Source organism: Curtobacterium sp. Csp1, assembly GCF_013347185.1.
In genome coordinates, this window is record NZ_CP054594.1 from 1701600 (window position 1) to 1718488 (window position 16889).

15 protein-coding genes are annotated in these 16889 nt (G+C 70.6%); 6 read left to right on the plus strand and 9 right to left on the minus strand.

What is annotated here, in order from left to right; translation table 11 throughout:
* Positions 1-150: 150 nt before the first annotated feature.
* From HUN58_RS08185 to HUN58_RS08200, 4 genes are all read right to left on the minus strand, one after another.
* Positions 151-2568: a beta-glucosidase gene (locus tag HUN58_RS08185; protein ID WP_254631680.1), complete on the minus strand. Its 2418-nt coding sequence runs from the start codon at positions 2566-2568 to the stop codon at positions 151-153.
* A 131-nt stretch (positions 2569-2699) separates the two neighbouring features.
* Positions 2700-3578: a carbohydrate ABC transporter permease gene (locus tag HUN58_RS08190; RefSeq protein ID WP_114848865.1), complete on the minus strand. Its 879-nt coding sequence runs from the start codon at positions 3576-3578 to the stop codon at positions 2700-2702.
* Complete coding sequence (locus HUN58_RS08195) at positions 3575-4603, minus strand: carbohydrate ABC transporter permease (RefSeq protein WP_114848864.1); 1029 nt, start codon at positions 4601-4603, stop codon at positions 3575-3577. The genes HUN58_RS08190 and HUN58_RS08195 overlap by 4 nt, the downstream gene beginning before the upstream one ends.
* Before the next feature lie 7 nt (positions 4604-4610).
* Positions 4611-5906, minus strand: coding sequence for an ABC transporter substrate-binding protein (locus HUN58_RS08200; RefSeq protein ID WP_180225633.1), 1296 nt, complete (start codon positions 5904-5906; stop codon positions 4611-4613).
* A gap of 156 nt (positions 5907-6062) precedes the next feature.
* Between HUN58_RS08200 and HUN58_RS08205 the strand changes: the two genes are divergently transcribed.
* Entirely contained in the window at positions 6063-7100 is a 1038-nt protein-coding gene (locus HUN58_RS08205; RefSeq protein WP_175326994.1) for a LacI family DNA-binding transcriptional regulator, read from the plus strand.
* Between the two features lie 152 nt (positions 7101-7252).
* Here HUN58_RS08205 and HUN58_RS08210 read toward each other — a convergent pair whose 3' ends face one another.
* Positions 7253-8236, minus strand: a complete 984-nt coding sequence (locus HUN58_RS08210) for a helix-turn-helix domain-containing protein (RefSeq protein ID WP_180225634.1) — start codon at positions 8234-8236, stop codon at positions 7253-7255.
* Positions 8237-8351: 115 nt separating this feature from the next.
* Between HUN58_RS08210 and HUN58_RS08215 the strand changes: the two genes are divergently transcribed.
* Positions 8352-8798, plus strand: coding sequence for a MarR family winged helix-turn-helix transcriptional regulator (locus tag HUN58_RS08215; protein ID WP_058743118.1), 447 nt, complete (start codon positions 8352-8354; stop codon positions 8796-8798).
* Positions 8799-8958: 160 nt separating this feature from the next.
* Complete coding sequence (locus tag HUN58_RS08220; protein ID WP_167510011.1) at positions 8959-9114, plus strand: hypothetical protein; 156 nt, start codon at positions 8959-8961, stop codon at positions 9112-9114.
* Between the two features lie 100 nt (positions 9115-9214).
* Here HUN58_RS08220 and HUN58_RS08225 read toward each other — a convergent pair whose 3' ends face one another.
* The 4 genes from HUN58_RS08225 to HUN58_RS08240 form a co-directional block, all read right to left on the minus strand.
* Positions 9215-10063, minus strand: coding sequence for a carbohydrate ABC transporter permease (locus tag HUN58_RS08225; RefSeq protein ID WP_229666778.1), 849 nt, complete (start codon positions 10061-10063; stop codon positions 9215-9217).
* Entirely contained in the window at positions 10063-11031 is a 969-nt protein-coding gene (locus HUN58_RS08230) for a carbohydrate ABC transporter permease (RefSeq protein WP_180225635.1), read from the minus strand. Before HUN58_RS08230 ends, HUN58_RS08225 begins: the two co-directional genes overlap by 1 nt.
* Positions 11028-12347: an ABC transporter substrate-binding protein gene (locus HUN58_RS08235; RefSeq protein WP_180225636.1), complete on the minus strand. Its 1320-nt coding sequence runs from the start codon at positions 12345-12347 to the stop codon at positions 11028-11030. The genes HUN58_RS08230 and HUN58_RS08235 overlap by 4 nt, the downstream gene beginning before the upstream one ends.
* Positions 12348-12512: 165 nt before the next feature.
* Positions 12513-13541, minus strand: coding sequence for a LacI family DNA-binding transcriptional regulator (locus tag HUN58_RS08240; RefSeq protein WP_180225637.1), 1029 nt, complete (start codon positions 13539-13541; stop codon positions 12513-12515).
* 198 nt (positions 13542-13739) lie between these two features.
* Here HUN58_RS08240 and HUN58_RS08245 point away from each other — a divergent pair, with 198 nt between their 5' ends.
* The 3 genes from HUN58_RS08245 to HUN58_RS08255 are packed head-to-tail and all read left to right on the plus strand — an operon-like array spanning position 13740 to position 16868.
* Complete coding sequence (locus tag HUN58_RS08245; protein ID WP_180225638.1) at positions 13740-14975, plus strand: sugar ABC transporter substrate-binding protein; 1236 nt, start codon at positions 13740-13742, stop codon at positions 14973-14975.
* A gap of 58 nt (positions 14976-15033) precedes the next feature.
* Positions 15034-15981, plus strand: a complete 948-nt coding sequence (locus HUN58_RS08250; RefSeq protein WP_058743274.1) for a carbohydrate ABC transporter permease — start codon at positions 15034-15036, stop codon at positions 15979-15981.
* Positions 15978-16868, plus strand: coding sequence for a carbohydrate ABC transporter permease (locus HUN58_RS08255; protein WP_180225639.1), 891 nt, complete (start codon positions 15978-15980; stop codon positions 16866-16868). The genes HUN58_RS08250 and HUN58_RS08255 overlap by 4 nt, the downstream gene beginning before the upstream one ends.
* Positions 16869-16889: the final 21 nt, after the last annotated feature.

Consider the following 16889-nt stretch of genomic DNA (forward strand, 5'->3'; position numbering starts at 1 on the left):
CGCCAGGGCGCACGGTTGGCGGCACCACGGAGACCGGGCAGGCCGAGACTCGGCCAGGCGGGCACGTTCGCGGCCGTGGGGCCGCGAACGTGTCCGCAGAGCCGAGTCTCGCGCGGGCGCACCGCGCGGTGCGCGAGCGCACCCGCGCCCTCAGACGAGCGACCAGGTGACCGTCCGCCGGTCGGCGAGCGACACCTCGTGCACCGCACCGGTCACGCGCACGACCGCACGGTCCGTGGCGGACCCGGGCACCTCGTGCCGGACCGGACCGTCCCCGGAGGCGACGATCCCACCCGTCGGCACCGGGCCTCCCGGCCGGGACGCCGCCGCGTCGGACGCGACCCAGACCTGCACGTCCCCCGGCTCGACGACCTTCCGCATCGCCCGGTCCGTGAACGCGAACCGCTGCACCGGCACGTCGAAGCGCACCCGCACCGACCCGCCGGCGGGGAGCGCGACCCGGGCGTAGCCGAGCAGCTGGGCGACCGGACGGGTGACCGACGCGGCGACGTCGTGCCCGTAGAGCTGCACGACCTCGATCCCGTCCCGGTCCCCCGTGTTCCTGATCGTGACGGACGCCGTGAACGCGCCGTCGGTGGCGACGGCGTCGTCGACCTGCAGGTCCTCGTACGCGATGCTCGTGTACGTCAGGCCGAAGCCGAAGGGCCGCACGGGCGTCGAGTCGGTCGCGGTGACGTCCGACGGGCCCCCGAGCCGCGGGTGCAGGTACGAGTACGGCTGCGCACCGGCGGACCGGGGCAGCGAGACCGGCAGACGACCGGACGGCGACGCAGTCCCGGTCAGCAGGTCGGCGATCGCGAGGCCGCCGCCCTCCCCCGGGAAGAACGCCTGCACGACGGCGGACGGCTTCGCGTGGTCGCCGTCGAGCATCCAGCCGATCGCGTACGGCCGGCCGGTCAGCAGCACCACGACGGTCGGGGTGCCGGTCGCGACGACGGCCTCGACCAGCTCGCGCTGCACGCCCGGCAGGTCGAGCGTCTCGGAGTCGTTGCCCTCGCCGACGGTGCCGCGGCCGAACAGGCCCGCCTGGTCACCGACGACGACGACCGCGACCGCCGCGTCGCGTGCCGTGGCGACGGCCTCGGCGAAGCCGGAGCGGTCGTCGCCCTCGACCTCGGCGCCGGAGGCGTACCGCACGGCGTCGGCCCCGAGGGCGTCCTGCAGGGCCTCGAGCACGGTCGGGATCGCGAACCCGAGCGGCAGGCCCGGGTGCGTCGCGAGCACGTGGTTCGCGAACGAGTAGCAGCCCTGCAGGGCCTCGGCACGGTGGGCGTTCGGGCCGATCACCGCGACCGGGCCCCGCAGGTCTGCGCCCGCCGCGGCGCCGTCGGCCGCGGCGCCGTCGGCCGCGGCGCCGTCGACCGCGGTGCCGGAGGCCGCGTCGCCGAGCGGGAGCACGCCGTCGTTCGCGAGCAGGACGAGCGACTCCGCCGCGAGCCGACGGGCGAGCGCCCGGTGCTCCGGCGAGTCGAGGTCGATGCCCGTCGGGGGCTCGTCCTCGAAGGCATCGGGGTCGAGCAGTCCGAGCCGCTCCTTCTGTCGGAGGACCCGCAGCACCGCACGGTCGACGAGCGCCTCGTCGACGAGCCCGCTCCGGACCCGCTCGACGAGGGGCGCGAGGTACGCGTCACCCGTCGGCAGCTCGACGTCGATGCCCGCGGTGAGCGCGAGTGCGGCCGCCTCGCCGCGGTCCCGGGCGACGCCGTGCATCACCTCGAGGAACGCGACCGAGAAGTAGTCCGCGACGACCGTCCCGTCGAAGCCGAGCCGGTCGCGCAGGAGCCCGGTCAGGAGCTCGGGGTCGGCCGCCACGGGCACGCCGTCGACCTCGGCGTACGAGTTCATGACGCTGCGGGCGCCTCCGTCGAGGAGCGCCATCTCGAACGGCGGCAGGAACACGTCCGCCACCTCACGCGGTCCGGCGTGCACGGGCGCGTGGTTGCGTCCGGCACGCGAGGCCGAGTAGCCGAGGAAGTGCTTGAGCGTCGCATCGACGCCGGCGCTCTGCACCCCGCGCACGTACGCGGTGCCGACGGTGCCGACCAGGTACGGGTCCTCGCCGATGCACTCGTCGACGCGGCCCCACCGGGGGTCCCGCACGACGTCGAGCACGGGCGCGAGGCCCTGGTGCACCCCGAGTTCGCGCATCGACCGGCCGATCACCGCGCCGACCTGCTCGACGAGCTCCGGGTTGAACGCGGCACCCCACGCGAGCGGCGTCGGGAAGGTCGCGGCGCGCCACGCGGCGAGCCCGGTGAGGCACTCCTCGTGCACGAGCGCCGGGATGCCGAGGCGCGTCTCGCGCTTGAGCCGACGCTGCTCCGCCCACAACCAGGCCGCGCGCTCGTCGGGCTCGACGGGGCGGGTGCCGTACACGCGGGTGTACTGCCCGAGCCCGTGCCGGGTCACGTCGGCGAGCGTCTCGCCGCCCTGCGCGGCCGCCATCTCGCCCTGCATCGGCGCGACGACACCGTTCTGGTCGAGCCAGTAGCCGACGAGCTGCGCCGTCTTCTCCTCGAGCGTCATCGCGGCCAGCAGCGCGGTCACCCGGTCGGGTGCCGTCCCGTCCGCGACGTGCTGCGGACCGGACGGGAGGCGCGTGGCGGCGCCGCCACGCGCCTGGCGTCCGTCCGTCGGCTGGCGTCCGTCCGTCGGGTGCGTGGACGTGTCGAGCGTCGTCACCCCTTCACCGCCCCGGTCAGGCCACCGACGATGCGGCGCTGGAAGATCGCGAAGAACACGAGTGCGGGGATCATCGAGAGCGAGGTGAACGCGAGCACGCGCGCGGTGTCCACCGAGTACTGCGACGAGAACGCCTGGACCCCGAGGGGCAGCGTGTACGCCGACGAGTCGTTGAGGATGAACAGCGGCAGGATGTAGCTGTTCCAGCTGCCGATGAACGCGAGGATGCCGACCGTCACGACGCCGGGCAGGGACAGCGGCACGACCATGCGGAAGAAGAACCCGAGCCGGCTCGCCCCGTCGATCGCGGCGGCCTCCTCGAGCTCGTCCGGGATCGCCCGCAGGAACGGCACGAGGATGATGACCGTCGTCGGCAGGGCGAACGCGATCTGCGGCAGGATCACGCCGGCCAAGCTGTTCGTCAGACCGAGGTCCTTGACGAGCAGGTACAGCGGGGTGATCGCGACGGTGATCGGGAACATCAGGCCGGCGGCGAACAGCGAGTACAGCGCACCGCGACCGCGGAACCGGTACCGGGCGAGCACGAAGCTCACCATGAGCCCGAGGACGACGACACCGACCGTGGTGGTGACGCCGGCGACGACGGAGTTGCCGAGCTGCTGCCAGAAGACACCGCTCGTCAGGACCGAGACGTAGTTCCCGATCTGCCACGGGTTCGGCAGGCCGGCGGGGCTCGCGGTGATCTGCGAGTTCGTGCGGAAGCCGCCCAGGATGATGTACGCGACCGGCGCGATGCACACCGCGATGAAGACCAGGGCGATGAAGTAGGTGCCGAGGTTGCGTTCCTTGCGGACCGGACCGTGGTCACGGGACCGGCGGCGGTTCGGCGCGACGATGGAGGCGGTGGCGGTCATCGGTCGCCCTTCTCGGTCAGGGCGCCGGCGGTGTCGCGGCGCAGGACGAACCGCTGGTAGACGAGGGCGACGACCAGCGAGATGAGGAAGATGACCACGGCCACGGCGTTGCCGTACCCGTAGTTGCCGGAGAGCCGACCGTTGGCGACCATGTACGTCGCCATCGTCGAGGTCCCGGCGGTGGCAGCGATGTACTGACCCCAGATGATGTAGACGAGGTCGAACAGCTGGAGCGAGCCGATGATCGACAGGAACGCCCAGATCCGGATGGTCGGGCCGAGGAGCGGGAGCGTGATGCGCCGCTGGATCTGCCAGTAGCTCGCACCGTCGAGCTGCGCGGCCTCGAACAGCTCCTCCGGGATGCTCTGCAGGCCGGCGAGGAACAGGATGACCGCGAAGCCGATGTACTTCCACGAGATGATCGCGAGCAGCGTCCAGATGGCGATGTCCGGGTTCGACAGCCAGTCGTTCCGCAGTGACCCGAGCCCGACGGCCTGGAGCAGGTCGTTCACGGCGCCGCTGGACTGGAGCATGAGGCTCCAGCCGGTGCCGACGATCACCTCGGAGATGACGTACGGCACGAAGATGAGCACGCGGATCAGGCCGCGCCCGCGGATGCGCTGGTTGAGCAGCAGCGCGAGGATGATCGCGATCGGCCCCTGCACGACGAGCGACCCGACGACGATGAACAGGTTGTGCCAGAGCACGCCCCGGAAGTCCGGGTCGGTGAAGATGATGGTGTAGTTCTGCAGGCCGACGAAGTCGGTCGGGGTGCCGTACCCCTGCCACTTGTAGAAGCCGTAGTACGCGGCCAGCACGACGGGCAGGATCACGAACCCGACGAACATCAGGGTGGCCGGTCCGGCGAGGACGGCGATCTCGACCCGGGTGCGGACGTCGTTGCCCTTGCGGGCCCGGCGGGCCGGGGCCGACGGCGAACCGTCGGCCCCGCCCGTGCGACGCCCCGTCCCGGACCGCGCTGCCCCGGACTGGTCCGTGGAGCGACTGGTGACGGAGGTGGTCATGGGTTCGTCAGCCCTTCGCTGCTGCCTGATTGACGGTCGAGACGATGTCCGACACGGACCCCTTGCCGGCGAGCAGGTCGACGACGCTCGTGTTGAGGGCGTTGCCGACGTTCTGGCCGTAGACGGTGTCGAGGTAGTTCGAGACGAACGGTGCCTTGTTGTACGCCTCGAGCACGCTCTTCAGGTAGGGCTCCGTCACGACCGACTGGGCCGACTTGTTCGCGGGGATCGCGTTGAAGGCCTTGTAGTAGGCCTCCTGCACGGGCTTCTCGGTCATGTAGTTGAGGAAGTCGGTGCAGGCCTTCTTCGGGGCCTTCGCCGAGCAGGAGTAGCCGTCGACGGCGCCCATCATCGAGCCGGGTGCGCCCTTGCCGCCGGAGACCTCCGGGAAGGGGAAGAAGCCGAGGTCGGACAGCGGCTTGCCGTCCGGGGTGAGCGAGGAGATCACACCCGGGTCCCACGCGCCCATGAGCTCCATGGCCGCCTTGTGGTTCGCGACGAGACCGGCCGAGCTGCCGGCGCCCTGCTGTGCGGCGGTGGTCAGGTAGCCGTCGTTGAAGGGCTTCGTGTCGAAGAAGGCCTTGGTGTCGTCACCGGCCTGCTTCCAGCACGAGTTCGTGAACTTCAGGTCCTGCGCGGTCTTGTTGAGGACGCTCTCAGGGCAGGCCCGGAGCGCGAAGTTGTAGTACCAGTGCGCGGCCGGCCAGGCGTCCTTCGCACCCACGGCGACCGGCTGGATGCCCGCGTCCTTGAGCTTCTGGATGTCGGCGTTCAGCTCCTCCATCGTGGTGGGGGTGCCCTCGATGCCGGCCTGCTTGAAGAGGTCCTGGCTGTACCAGATGCCCTCGGGGTTGACGTCGACCGGCATGGCCCACGTCTTGCCGTCCTGCTGGTAGCCCTTGAACGAGCCCTCGCTGATCTCGGACTTCGCGGTGGAACCGATCGAGTCGGAGATGTCGAGCAGCTGGCCCGCGTTGACCATCGCCGCCATCTTGCCGCCGCCGCGCTGCAGGAACACGTCCGGGGCCGAACCGGAGTTCAGGGCGGTCTGCAGCTTGCCGTCGAGGTCCTCGTTCTGGATGGCCTGGACCTTGATCGTGACGTTCGGGTTCTTCGCCTCGAAGTCCTTGACGGTCTGGTCCCAGAAGGCCTTGCCCGGACCGGTCGTCGAGTTGTGCCAGAAGGTCATGGTGACCTTGCCGCCGTCGCTGGAGGCATCGCTGCCCGCTGAGCAGCCTGCCGCTGTGAGAGCGGTCGCCCCGATCAGCGCGATGGCTGCCGCGGCACGGATCTTCCTCGTCATCGTGGAACTCCTCGGTGTCGTCGTTGACGTGCGGCAGCGGATGCCGCTGCGGAGAGCGTGCCAGGCATCGAGCAGGCTTGTCAATCGTTATCGATAACGTTTTCTTTATCTGGCTCACGAGCCGTGCCGGGTCCTGAGCGGTTGTACGGTGAGCACATGCAGACGGCCCTCGACACCCCGCCCGGACCGGGCCGGGTCACGATCGCGGACGTCGCGCGGGCTGCCGGGGTGTCCATCCCGACGGTGTCGAAGGTGATCAACAACCGGGACGGCGTGGCTGCGGCGACGATCGTGCGCGTGCAGGAGGTCGTCGAGCGACTCGGGTACGAGACCTCGCTCGTCGCGCGGAGCCTGCGGAGCACCCGGACGAACGTGATCGGCATCCTGGTCACCGAGTTCGAGCCGTTCTCGACCGAGCTGCTGCGCGGCATCTCCGCGGCGACGACGGGCACCGGGTACGAGCTGCTCGCCTACGCCGGCCTGCTCACCGGGTCGAGCCGACCGGGCTGGGAGCGGCGGTCGCTGTCCCGCCTGTCCGGCACCCTCATCGACGGCGCGATCGTTGTCACCCCGTCCGAGGCGATGTCCGCCGCGTCGATCCCGGTCGTCGCGATCGACCCGCACACGGGACCCGAGGGCCACGCCACCGTCGACACCGACAACGCCGCCGGCGCCCGCGAGGCCGTCGAGCACCTCCTGGCGCTCGGGCACACCCGAATCGCGCACCTGCAGGGTCGCGGCGACCTGGCGTCGTCCCAGCTCCGTGACGCGGGCTTCCGCGCGGCGATGGCCGCGGCGGGCGTCCCGGTGGACGAGCACCTCGTCCGCCCCGGCGACTACCAGGAGGAGCGCTCCGCCGCGGTCGCGCACGAGCTCCTGACCCTGCCGGACCGGCCGACCGCGGTCTTCGCGGCGAACGACTCGTCGGCGATCGGCGTGCTGCACGCGGCCGAGGCGCTGGGGCTCCGCGTCCCCGAGGACCTGTCGGTGGTCGGCTTCGACGACGTGCCGCAGGCGTCGACGACCACGCCGCCGCTGACCACCGTCGCCCAGCCGCTGGTCGACCTCGGCGCGAGCGCGGTGTCGATGCTGCTCGCGATGCTCCGCGGCGAGCCGACGACCGACCACGTGCGGCTCCGCACGACGCTGCGCGTCCGCAGCAGCACGGCGGCGCCGCCGGCCGCGCGCGGCTGACGCGGCGCGGGCGCCGCAGGTGCCTCGAACCGCCCCGTGCGCTCCGTGCGCTCCGCACAACCGGAAGCACGCCGCACCACGCGAGACCACGGCGCGGTGTGCTTCCGGTTGTGCGCGGGCACACCGCACCACGCAGGCGGCGGCGCCGCGCGTCAGCGCCGGAGCGTCTGCTTCGGGTACTCGCCGAACCGCTCGGCGTACGACGCCGAGAACCGCCCGAGGTGCGCGAAGCCCCACCGCCGCGCGATGTCCCCCACGGCACCGGCGTGCGGCCCGGCCTCGAGCAGCTCCTCGTGCACGTGGTCGAGCCGGACCTGGCGCAGGTACGTCAGCGGCGACACGTCGAAGACCCGGCGGAAGGACTCCTGCACGGACCGGACGCTCAGGCCGGCGGCGTCGGACAGGTCCGTGATGCTGACGTCCTCGGCCGCGTGCGCGTGGATGTACTCCACCGCGGCGCGCAGCCGGGCGTTCCGGGTCTCCGCCAGGACGTCGGGCAGGTCGTCGGTCTGCGGGGGGAACATGTCGAGGAAGACCTCGGCGGCCGACACCTTGGCGTCCTGCCACGCGTCCGACTCCGGTCCGCCGACACGCAGCGCCCGGGACAGCGCCGTGAGCGCCCCCTGCCACCGCTGCCCGATCGACGCCTCGGGCGAGCGGAACCCGTCGAAGCGCAGCCCCTGCTCGCCGACCTCGCCACGGGTGGCCGCGACCCGACGCACGAAGTCGCGGTCGAAGTGCACGAGCCGCTGGTCGTAGTCGGCGCTCGTGAACCAGAACTCCTCGTCCGCGGGGAACAGCACGGGGACGTCCCGCTCCATCGGCCAGCGCTCCCCGCGGACCTCGACCTCGCCGGTGCCGGCGCTGATCCACGTGACGACGTAGTCGCCGCCGCCCTGCACGACGCCGCGGATCTCGCCGTGCATCTGGGACCGGCGGATCGTCACCTCGCTGTCGCCGATCGCGGTGTACCGGTAGGCGAACCGGCCGCCGGACGCGCTCGCGCTCCACCGGTCGCCGGCGTAGATGCCTCCGAGGTCGCGGACGGCGTGGTCGCTCCGGGTGCCGGAGACCTCGAACCGGACCGGGGCGATCGTGGCCTCGGCGGCGAACGCCTCGATGAGCGGGTCAGCCACGGTTCCCTCCGACTGTCCACATGGCGCGGTACATCTCGTTATCTGGATACGCTTCCGGGGTAGGGGCGGCGTAACGTCGCCCGGGACCACGACGCGACGAGGGGGCGACCACCACGTGAGCGAGATCGACCTGACCGCCGCCCTGACCCGGCTCGAAGCCGCGATGGGCGCACTGCGCGGACGACTCCGTGAACGCCTGTCGGTCTCCGGCTCGGACCTGACCGTGCTGCAGTTCGTCGCTCGCGCGGAGGCCGCGGAGCGGAAGGTCCGCGTGAAGGACCTGGTCTCGCACCTCGGCCTGACGAGCCCCGCGGTGACGGGCACGATCGACCGCCTGGAGCGGGCCGGGCACCTGTGCCGCGTCCCGAACCCCGACGACGGCCGCAGCCGGTTCATCGAGCTCACCCCGGAGACCCAGCGCGCCTACGCGTCCGCCATGGACAGCACCAACGAGCATCTGCACGAGCTGTTGTCCTCCTTCTCGGAACGCGACCGGGTCAAGTACGTGCGGGTGATCAACCGCGTGATCGAGGCGCTCGAGTACGGCGCTCCGACCCCCTGACGCAGGCTACGGGCGCGCGAGGACACTGCTCGAACATTTGTCCAACAAGCGCAACTAGGTAACTTCCCGACCTATCTTGCCGGACGTGACGGCCGCACGTCCGTAGCGTCCTCCGTGGGAGCCCCCGATCGGGGGCAACACAGGGAGACGGGGAGGCACCATGGGCGCGTACCAGTCCGAGCCGGGCATCGACCCGGTGCGCATCGAGACGTTCCGTCGCATGCGCAAGCGTTGGAAGTACGGGGAACTGCAGGACAGCAACGGCCTGTACGCCGACTTCTTCACCGACACCGCTCGGGACCCGCGGCGCGGCTGACCGCGCGGCGTACGGTCGCCCAGGGCGACCGGCAGACGGACGGGAGGCCCGTGGCTCGACAGCCACGGGCCTCCCGTCCGTCTCCTGGGCACGCCCGGCATCAGCCCTTCACGGCACCCGAGGTGAGCCCCGACACGATGGACCGGCGGAACACCAGCACGAGGATGACGATCGGGATCGTCGCCGCCACGCTCGCCGCGAAGATCTGCGCGAACGGCACCGTGAACTGGGTGCCGAAGAGCGCGATGCCGACCGGGATCGTGCGGAACGAGTTCTCGCTGTTGAACGTCAGCGCCATCAGGAACTCGCTCCACGACGCGGTGAACGTGAACACGCCGACCGTGAAGAGCCCCGGCTTCGACATCGGCAGGATCACCGACAGCACCGTGCGCCAGGCTCCGGCGCCGTCGATCTCGGAGGCCTCCTCGATCGTCGAGGGGATGCCCTGCAGGTAGTTCCGCATGATCCAGATGGCGAACGGCAGGTTGAACGCCACGTACGGCACGATCAGCCCCGGGTACGAGTTGAGCAGCCCGAGGTTCCGCTCGAGCAGGTACAGCGGCGTCAGCACCGCGATCGCCGGGAACACCGACAGCATCAGCAGCGACGTCATGATCGCCGTCCGCCCCGCGATCCACCGGCCGGCGAGCGCGTACCCGGCGAGGAACGACAGCGCGAGGACGATCACCGTCGTCGAGACCGACACGACGACGCTGTTCACCATGTACTGCCCGAGCGCGTTGTCCCGGAACGCCGTGACGAAGTTGTCGAACGTCAGGGAGCGCGGCCAGACCGTCGGCGGCGACTGCGCGATCTCGGACGACGGCTTGAGGGACGTCGAGACGAGCCAGTACAGCGGCAGTGCGGTGAGCACCGCGATGACGACGCCGCTGACGTTGATCGTGTTGACCCACCGCCGCCAGCCCTTGCGCACACGTGTCCGGGGCATCAGTCGTCCCCTCCCTTCGCCTGGTTCCGGAACGCCCGGAGGAACAGCAGGCACCCCGCCGCGACGATGACCGCCGTGCTCGTCGCGATGGCCGCGCCCGGTCCGATGTTGATGTCCTGGAAGAGCACCTTGTAGCCCATGATCGCGAGCGACTGGGTCGCGGTGCCCGGGCCGCCGTTCGTCAGCACGAACGGCAGGTCGAAGACGCCGAACGCCTGCAGGACGCGGAAGAGCACCGCGATCGTCAGCGTCGGCGTGAGCTGCGGGAGCACCACGCGCCAGAACGTCTGCCACCCGTTCGCGCCGTCGAGCTCTGCCGCCTCGTAGTGGTCCTCGGAGATCTGCACGAGCCCCGCGAGCAGGATGATCGCGACGAACGGCGTCGTCTTCCAGATGTCGGCGACCATCAGGCCGGTGATCGCGGGGACCGGTTCGCCGAGGATGACCGGGGCGTCCCCGAACAGCCCGAAGAACCACGTCGCGACGCCGTACGTCGAGTCGTAGATGTACTTCCACAGCTGGGCGTTCACGATCGTGACGAGCGACCACGGGACGAGCATCAGCGCGAGCATCCACCCGCGGGTGACCCCGAGCCGCTCGAGGACGAGCGCGACGAGCATGCCGAGGACGAGCTCGACCGAGACGGTCACGAGCGTGTACAGCACCGTGAAGCCGAGCGCCCGGTACCAGTCGGCGCTCTGCAGCAGGGCCGCGTAGTTGCCGAGCCCGAAGCCCTGGATGCTGAAGCCGTCGTAGCCGATCTCGACGTCCGCGAAGCTCAGGACGATCGAGTACACGACCGGGAAGATCGTCACCGCGGCGACCACGAGGAGCGCCGGGGCCGCGAAGCCCCACGCCCCGCGCGCCCGGATGCGCTCCATGCGCGACCGGGCCGGGGTCCGGCGGTACCCGTCCGGTCCGGCGCCCGGGGTCCGTGCGGCGGGCCGGGTGGCGGTCCCGGCGCTCACAGCGCCTCCCCCGACAGGGCGAGCGAGATCGCCGAGGCCATCGCCCGGGTGCCGCCGTCCACCGACGCCTGGCCCCCGAGGATGCTGTTGCCGTTCTGGTAGACGCCCTGCGAGACCTTCGGGTAGTACGCGGTCGACGTCGGGCGGGGCACGAGCGTGATGCCGGCGGCCGTGTCGTACGTCGGCCGGTTCTGGCGCTTCGCGTCCTCGCTGACCAGGCTCGCACTGCGGGCCGGCAGGACACCGCCCTCGCGGGTGAGGAACTGCTGCGCGGTCTCGCTCGACATCCACCGGGCGAAGGTCAGCGCGGCGGCGGGCTGCTGGGTGTGCGGGTTGATGGAGTTCCCCCACCCGCCGATCGTCGAGTGGTGCTCGTCCGTGCCGTCGAACGTCGGTCGGGCGGCGAGCCCGACCTTGCCCGCGACGGCCGAGTCCGGCCCGTTCGCGATCCCCCACGCGTACGACCAGTTCCGCAGGAAGGCCGCCCGTCCACCCGAGAAGGCGTCGTTCGTGTCCTGCTCCTGGTAGGTCAGGGTCGCCCGGGGTGCGGCGCCGTCGGCGATGAGCGAGCGCATGAACTCGAAGGCGCGCTTGGTCTCCGAGCTCGTGGTCTCCGGCCGGGTCAGGTCGTCGTTCAGGAGCGAGCCGCCGGCGTCCGCGACGAACTCGGTCACGTTGCACGTCAGCCCCTCGTACACGTCGCCCTGGAACGCCAGGCCGTAGCTGACGTCACCGGTGTCGACGAGCTTCGCGGCGGTGTCCTTGACCTCCTCCCACGACCGGGGCACCTGGAAGCCGTGCTTGTCGAGCAGGTCCTGGCGGTACAGGAAGAACGACTCGTCGATGTAGAGCGGGAACATGTAGTACGTCCCGTCGACGCTCGCCGCCTGCCGCAGTCCCTCGGGGAACTGCTCGAAGAAGTCCGCCCCGACGAGCTCGTTCACGGGCGTCGCGAGCTTGTTCTTCGCGAACTGTCCCGGCCAGGCCACGTCGCCGAGGTACACGTCCGGCGTGGGGCTGCCCGCGGCGATCTGCGTCGTCAGGCTCGTCCGGTTCGTGTCGGTGTCGCTCGGTGCGCTGACGATCCGGACGCGGATGTTCGGGTGCTCCCGCCGGAACTCCGCGATGAGCCGCCGTCGCAGGTCGCCGCCGTCCTTCGAGGCGACCTGTCCGGCCCACCAGCTGATCGTGACGTCACCGTCCGGTGGGTCCGTCGGCCAGTCCTGGACGGTGGTGCGCTCGGGTCGCGTGGAGCAGCCGGCGAGCAGCAGCACCCCCGCTCCCCCGAGCAGGAACAGTCTCCGGTCGATGGCCATCCGTCCTCCTCGACGTGTGGTGCTGCGAACCTGTGAGTCCACACAACCAAGCGTCCCTGGGAGGGCGTGCAGGCGGTGCCGTCGTCGCGCTCGGCGCACGTCCGCGCGCGGCCGGCACGGACGGACGGGAGGCACGTGGCGGCGCCGCCACGTGCCTCCCGTCCGTCAGGCGGTCGCGCCGGTGGGGGCCGCGGCCACCGACTCCGCGGGGCGGAGCACGCAGGGCAGCAGGAAGTGCGGTTTGCCCTCGCTCGCGCCGTCGAGCTGGTCGATCAGGGCGTCCGCCGCACGCTCGCCGAGCTCGCGACCCGGGGCGACCATCGTCGTCAGGCGGGGGTGGTGCTGGTCGCCCGCCGTCCCGGACGAGGCGATGCTCAGCACCGAGACATCGTCAGGGACCCGTCGCCCGGCCGCGGAGAGCCCGACGAGGAGCCCGGCGGACGAGTCGTCCTTCATGACGAGCACGCCCGAGACCTCCGGGTCGGCGTCGAGCAGTGCGCGGGCCGCCTCGCGTCCGCCCTCGCTGCCGGCTCCGGCGTAGACCACGGTCCCGACGGCGCCGCGGGCCGCGACGGACCGTCGGAAGGTGTCCTCGACACGCAGGTGCGGGGCGTACCCGGCCATCGGCGTGCCCTCGAGGTTCTCGAGCACGAGCCCGAACCGGCGGTGGCCGAGGCCCTGCAGGTGGTCGAGGGAGTCCTCGATGGTGGTCTCGAAGTCGATGTCGACGAACGGCAGGTCGCTGCTGTCCCGGGTCCGGCCGATCAGCGTGAAGGGCACGTCGAGCTCGCTGAGCTTCCGGACGCGCGGGTCGTCCATCCGCACCTCCATGAGCACGACCCCGTCGACGAGCCCGCCCGACACGAGGTCGTCGAGGTCCTCGCCAGCGGGGTCGACCGGCCAGAGCACCAGGTGGTAGCCGCGCTGGGACGCCCGCTCGGCGGCGCTCATGAAGAACTCCGACGTCGTCGGGCTGAACCGGTTGCCGACGGTCGGGAACAGCAGCGCGATGATCCGGGTCCGCCGGCTCGCGAGCGCCCGTGCCACGAGGTTGCCGCGGAACTTCAGCTCGCGCATCGCCGCCTCGACCCGGGCGGTGGTCGCCGGCGTGACGTACTTCGTGCCGTTGACGACGAAGGACACCGTCGCGATCGAGACGCCGGCGCGGTCGGCGACCTGCTGCATCGTGGCCATGGCGCCTCCGGGTCGGGTCGTGCTGTCTCGTCAGCCTGCTGTCTGGTCAGCATAGACCCGCCGATTCCCGAAAAAAGCGCTTTACAGGCAAAGCGCTTTGCTGTTACGTTCTCGCCCCAAGGACCACCGCGACGACGACGTCGATGGAGCCGTCGCCGGGCGTCCCCTCATGCATCCGCCCAAGAGAAGAGCTACGCAATGAAGCACCGGTTCCACTCCTCGTCCCGCCGGATCCGCGCCCTCGTCGGCGCGGTCGCCGTGGTCGCCACGGTCCCCCTCGTCCTGTCCGGCTGCTCCGGCTCCGGGTCCGCCTCGTCCGGCGGCGGCTCCAAGACCCTCACGATCGAGGACTACTACGCCGCCAACTACGACACCATCTACCAGCAGTGCGCGAAGACCGTCGGCGCCCAGGTGAAGATCAACCACGTCGCCGGCGCCGGCCTCATCTCGAAGGTGCTGCAGCAGGCGTCGTCGCGGACGCTGCCCGACGTGCTCATGCTCGACAACCCGGACGTGCAGCAGATCGCCGCGTCCGGCGCCCTGTCCGACCTCGGCGACTACGGCCTCGACGCGAACGACGACGTCCCGGGCGTCAAGGGCGCGAACACGTACGAGGGCAAGCTCTACGGTCTGCAGCCCGTCACGAACTCGATCGCGCTGTACTACAACAAGAAGCTCCTGTCGGACGCCGGGGTGCAGCCCCCGAAGACGTGGGACGAGCTCAAGGCCGCCGCGAAGAAGCTCACGAGCGGGTCGACGTACGGCTTCGCGATGAGCAACATCAACACCTACGAGGGCACCTGGCAGTTCCTGCCGTTCTTCTGGTCGAACGGCGGTGACGAGAAGGACATCGCGACGCCCGAGGCGGAACAGGCCCTGCAGCTCGTCGAGGACCTGCAGAACGACGGCTCGATGTCGAAGAGCTCGATCAACTGGGCGCAGGCCGACGTGAACAACCAGTTCATCGCCGGCAAGGCCGCGATGATGATCAACGGCCCGTGGCAGCTGCCGGCGCTGAAGGAAGCGAAGAACCTGGAGTTCGACAGCGTCCCGATCCCGACCCGCACCGGCTCGGCGACCGTCGCCCCGCTCGGCGGCGAGGCCTTCACCGTCCCGCAGACCGGCGACGAGGAGAAGATGCAGCTCGCCGGCAAGTTCGTCGGCTGCCTGAACAGCGACAAGATGCAGAACGTCATCGCGGGCGTCACCGGCAACGTGCCGACGAACACCGAGGTCGGCGCCGCGTGGGCGAAGGACCACCAGGACGTCGCGTCCTTCGTGACCACGGTGCAGACCGCTCGGGCCCGCACCGGCGAGCTCGGCCCGGACTGGCCCAAGGCCGCCACGAAGATCTACACCGCCGTGCAGCTCGCGCTGACCGGGAAGGCCGACCCCGAGCAGGCGCTCGAGCAGGCGCAGTCACAGAACCAGTAGCGGATCCGGGGAGCCGGTCCCCCTACCGGCTCCCCGTCCTCGACGCAAAGGACCTGACATGAGCGCCTCGACCCAGCTCCGTTCGCGAGCGACGTCCCCGGCCCCCGTACGACCCGGACAGCGCCGCGCGCGGCTCCGTTCCGGCCTGACCCGATGGCTGTTCGTCATCCCGGCCGCCGTCTTCGTGGCCCTGTTCTTCGGCTACCCGGTGGTCAAGAACGTCGTGATGTCGTTCCAGGACTACACGACCAAGACCTTCTTCACCGGCGAGGCCCCGTGGGTGGGCTTCGGCAACTACGTCTCGGTGTTCACGAGCGCCGTCTTCACGACGAGCGTCGTCAACACCGCCCTCTTCACTGCGGGGTCGATCGTCCTGCAGTTCGTCCTCGGGCTCGGGCTCGCGCTGTTCTTCCGGCGGCACTTCCCGCTGTCCGGGTTCCTGCGCGGCCTGCTGCTGCTGCCGTGGCTGCTCCCCCTGATCGCCTCGAGCGCGGTGTGGAAGTGGCTGCTCGACCAGGACAGCGGCGCGCTGAACCAGCTGCTCGGGGTCGTCGGCATCGGGCCGGTGCCGTGGCTGGTCAGCCCGAGCCTCGCGCTCATCGCGGTGATCGGCGTCAACGTCTGGCTCGGCATCCCGTTCAACACGACGATCCTGTACAGCGGTCTGCAGTCCGTGCCGCCGGAGCTCTACGAGGCCGGCGCGCTCGACGGCGCCACCGGGTTCAAGGCCTTCTGGTACATCACCTGGCCGAGCATCCGGTCGGTGGTCAGCGTGGTGATCGTGCTCGGGGTCGTCTACACGCTGAAGGTCGTGGACATCATCCTCGGCCTGACCGGCGGCGGACCCGCGAACTCGACGCAGACGCTCGCCACGAACGCGTACCACCAGTCGTTCATCAACTTCCAGTTCGGCATCGGAGCCGCGGTGAGCAACGTGCTCATCGTCGTCTCGTTCGTCTTCGCGATGGTCTACATCGCGATCTCCAGGAAGGCGGTCGACGAATGAGCGTCGGACTCGCAGGCAGGACCGTCACGGCGACCCGTGCGATCACCACGGCACGGAGCACCCGGGCCCGCCGACCCCGTTCGAGCCGCAAGGGGATCCCGTTCACGATCCTCGGCATCGTGTTCCTCGCGATCATGATCTTCCCCGTCTACTGGATGGTGAACACGTCGCTGCAGGCCACGTCCGGTGCCGCCACCGCGACCTGGTTCCCCTGGAACCCGACGTTCGCCGGCTACCAGGCGGCGTTCGCCCAGCAGGGGCAGAACTTCGTCTCGAGCATGATCATCGGCCTCGGCACCGTCGTGCTGACGCTCGTCATCGCCACCCCGGCGGCCTACGGACTCGCACGCTTCCGGATGCGCGGCACGAAGGCGTTCCTGCTCGTGCTGCTCATCACGCAGATGATCCCCGGGATCGTGATCGCGAACGCGCTCTACGCGCTGTTCAACAACGTCGGACTGCTCAACAGCTACCTCGGACTGATCCTGGCGGACAGCGCCGTGCAGGTCCCCTTCGCGGTGCTGCTCATGCGCGCGTTCATGGAGTCGATCCCGCCGAGCCTGGTCGAGGCCGCGCTCGTCGACGGCGCGAACGACCTGCGGGCCTTCGTGTCGATCGTCCTGCCGATCAGCCGGAACGCGATCGTCACCGCGGCGCTCTTCACGTTCCTCGGCGCCTGGGGCGACTTCCTCATCGCGCTCACCCTGACGTCGACCGACGCCGTCCGACCGATCACGCTCGGCATCTACAACTACATCGGCTCGAACGTGACCGACTGGGGGCCGGTGATGGCGACGTCTGTGCTGGCCTCGCTGCCGGCCGCGGTCCTGCTCATCGTCGCCCAGCGCTACATCTCCGCCGGTGCGCTCGGCGGTGCCGTCAAATGACGACGGCCCGCTCCGCGCTCC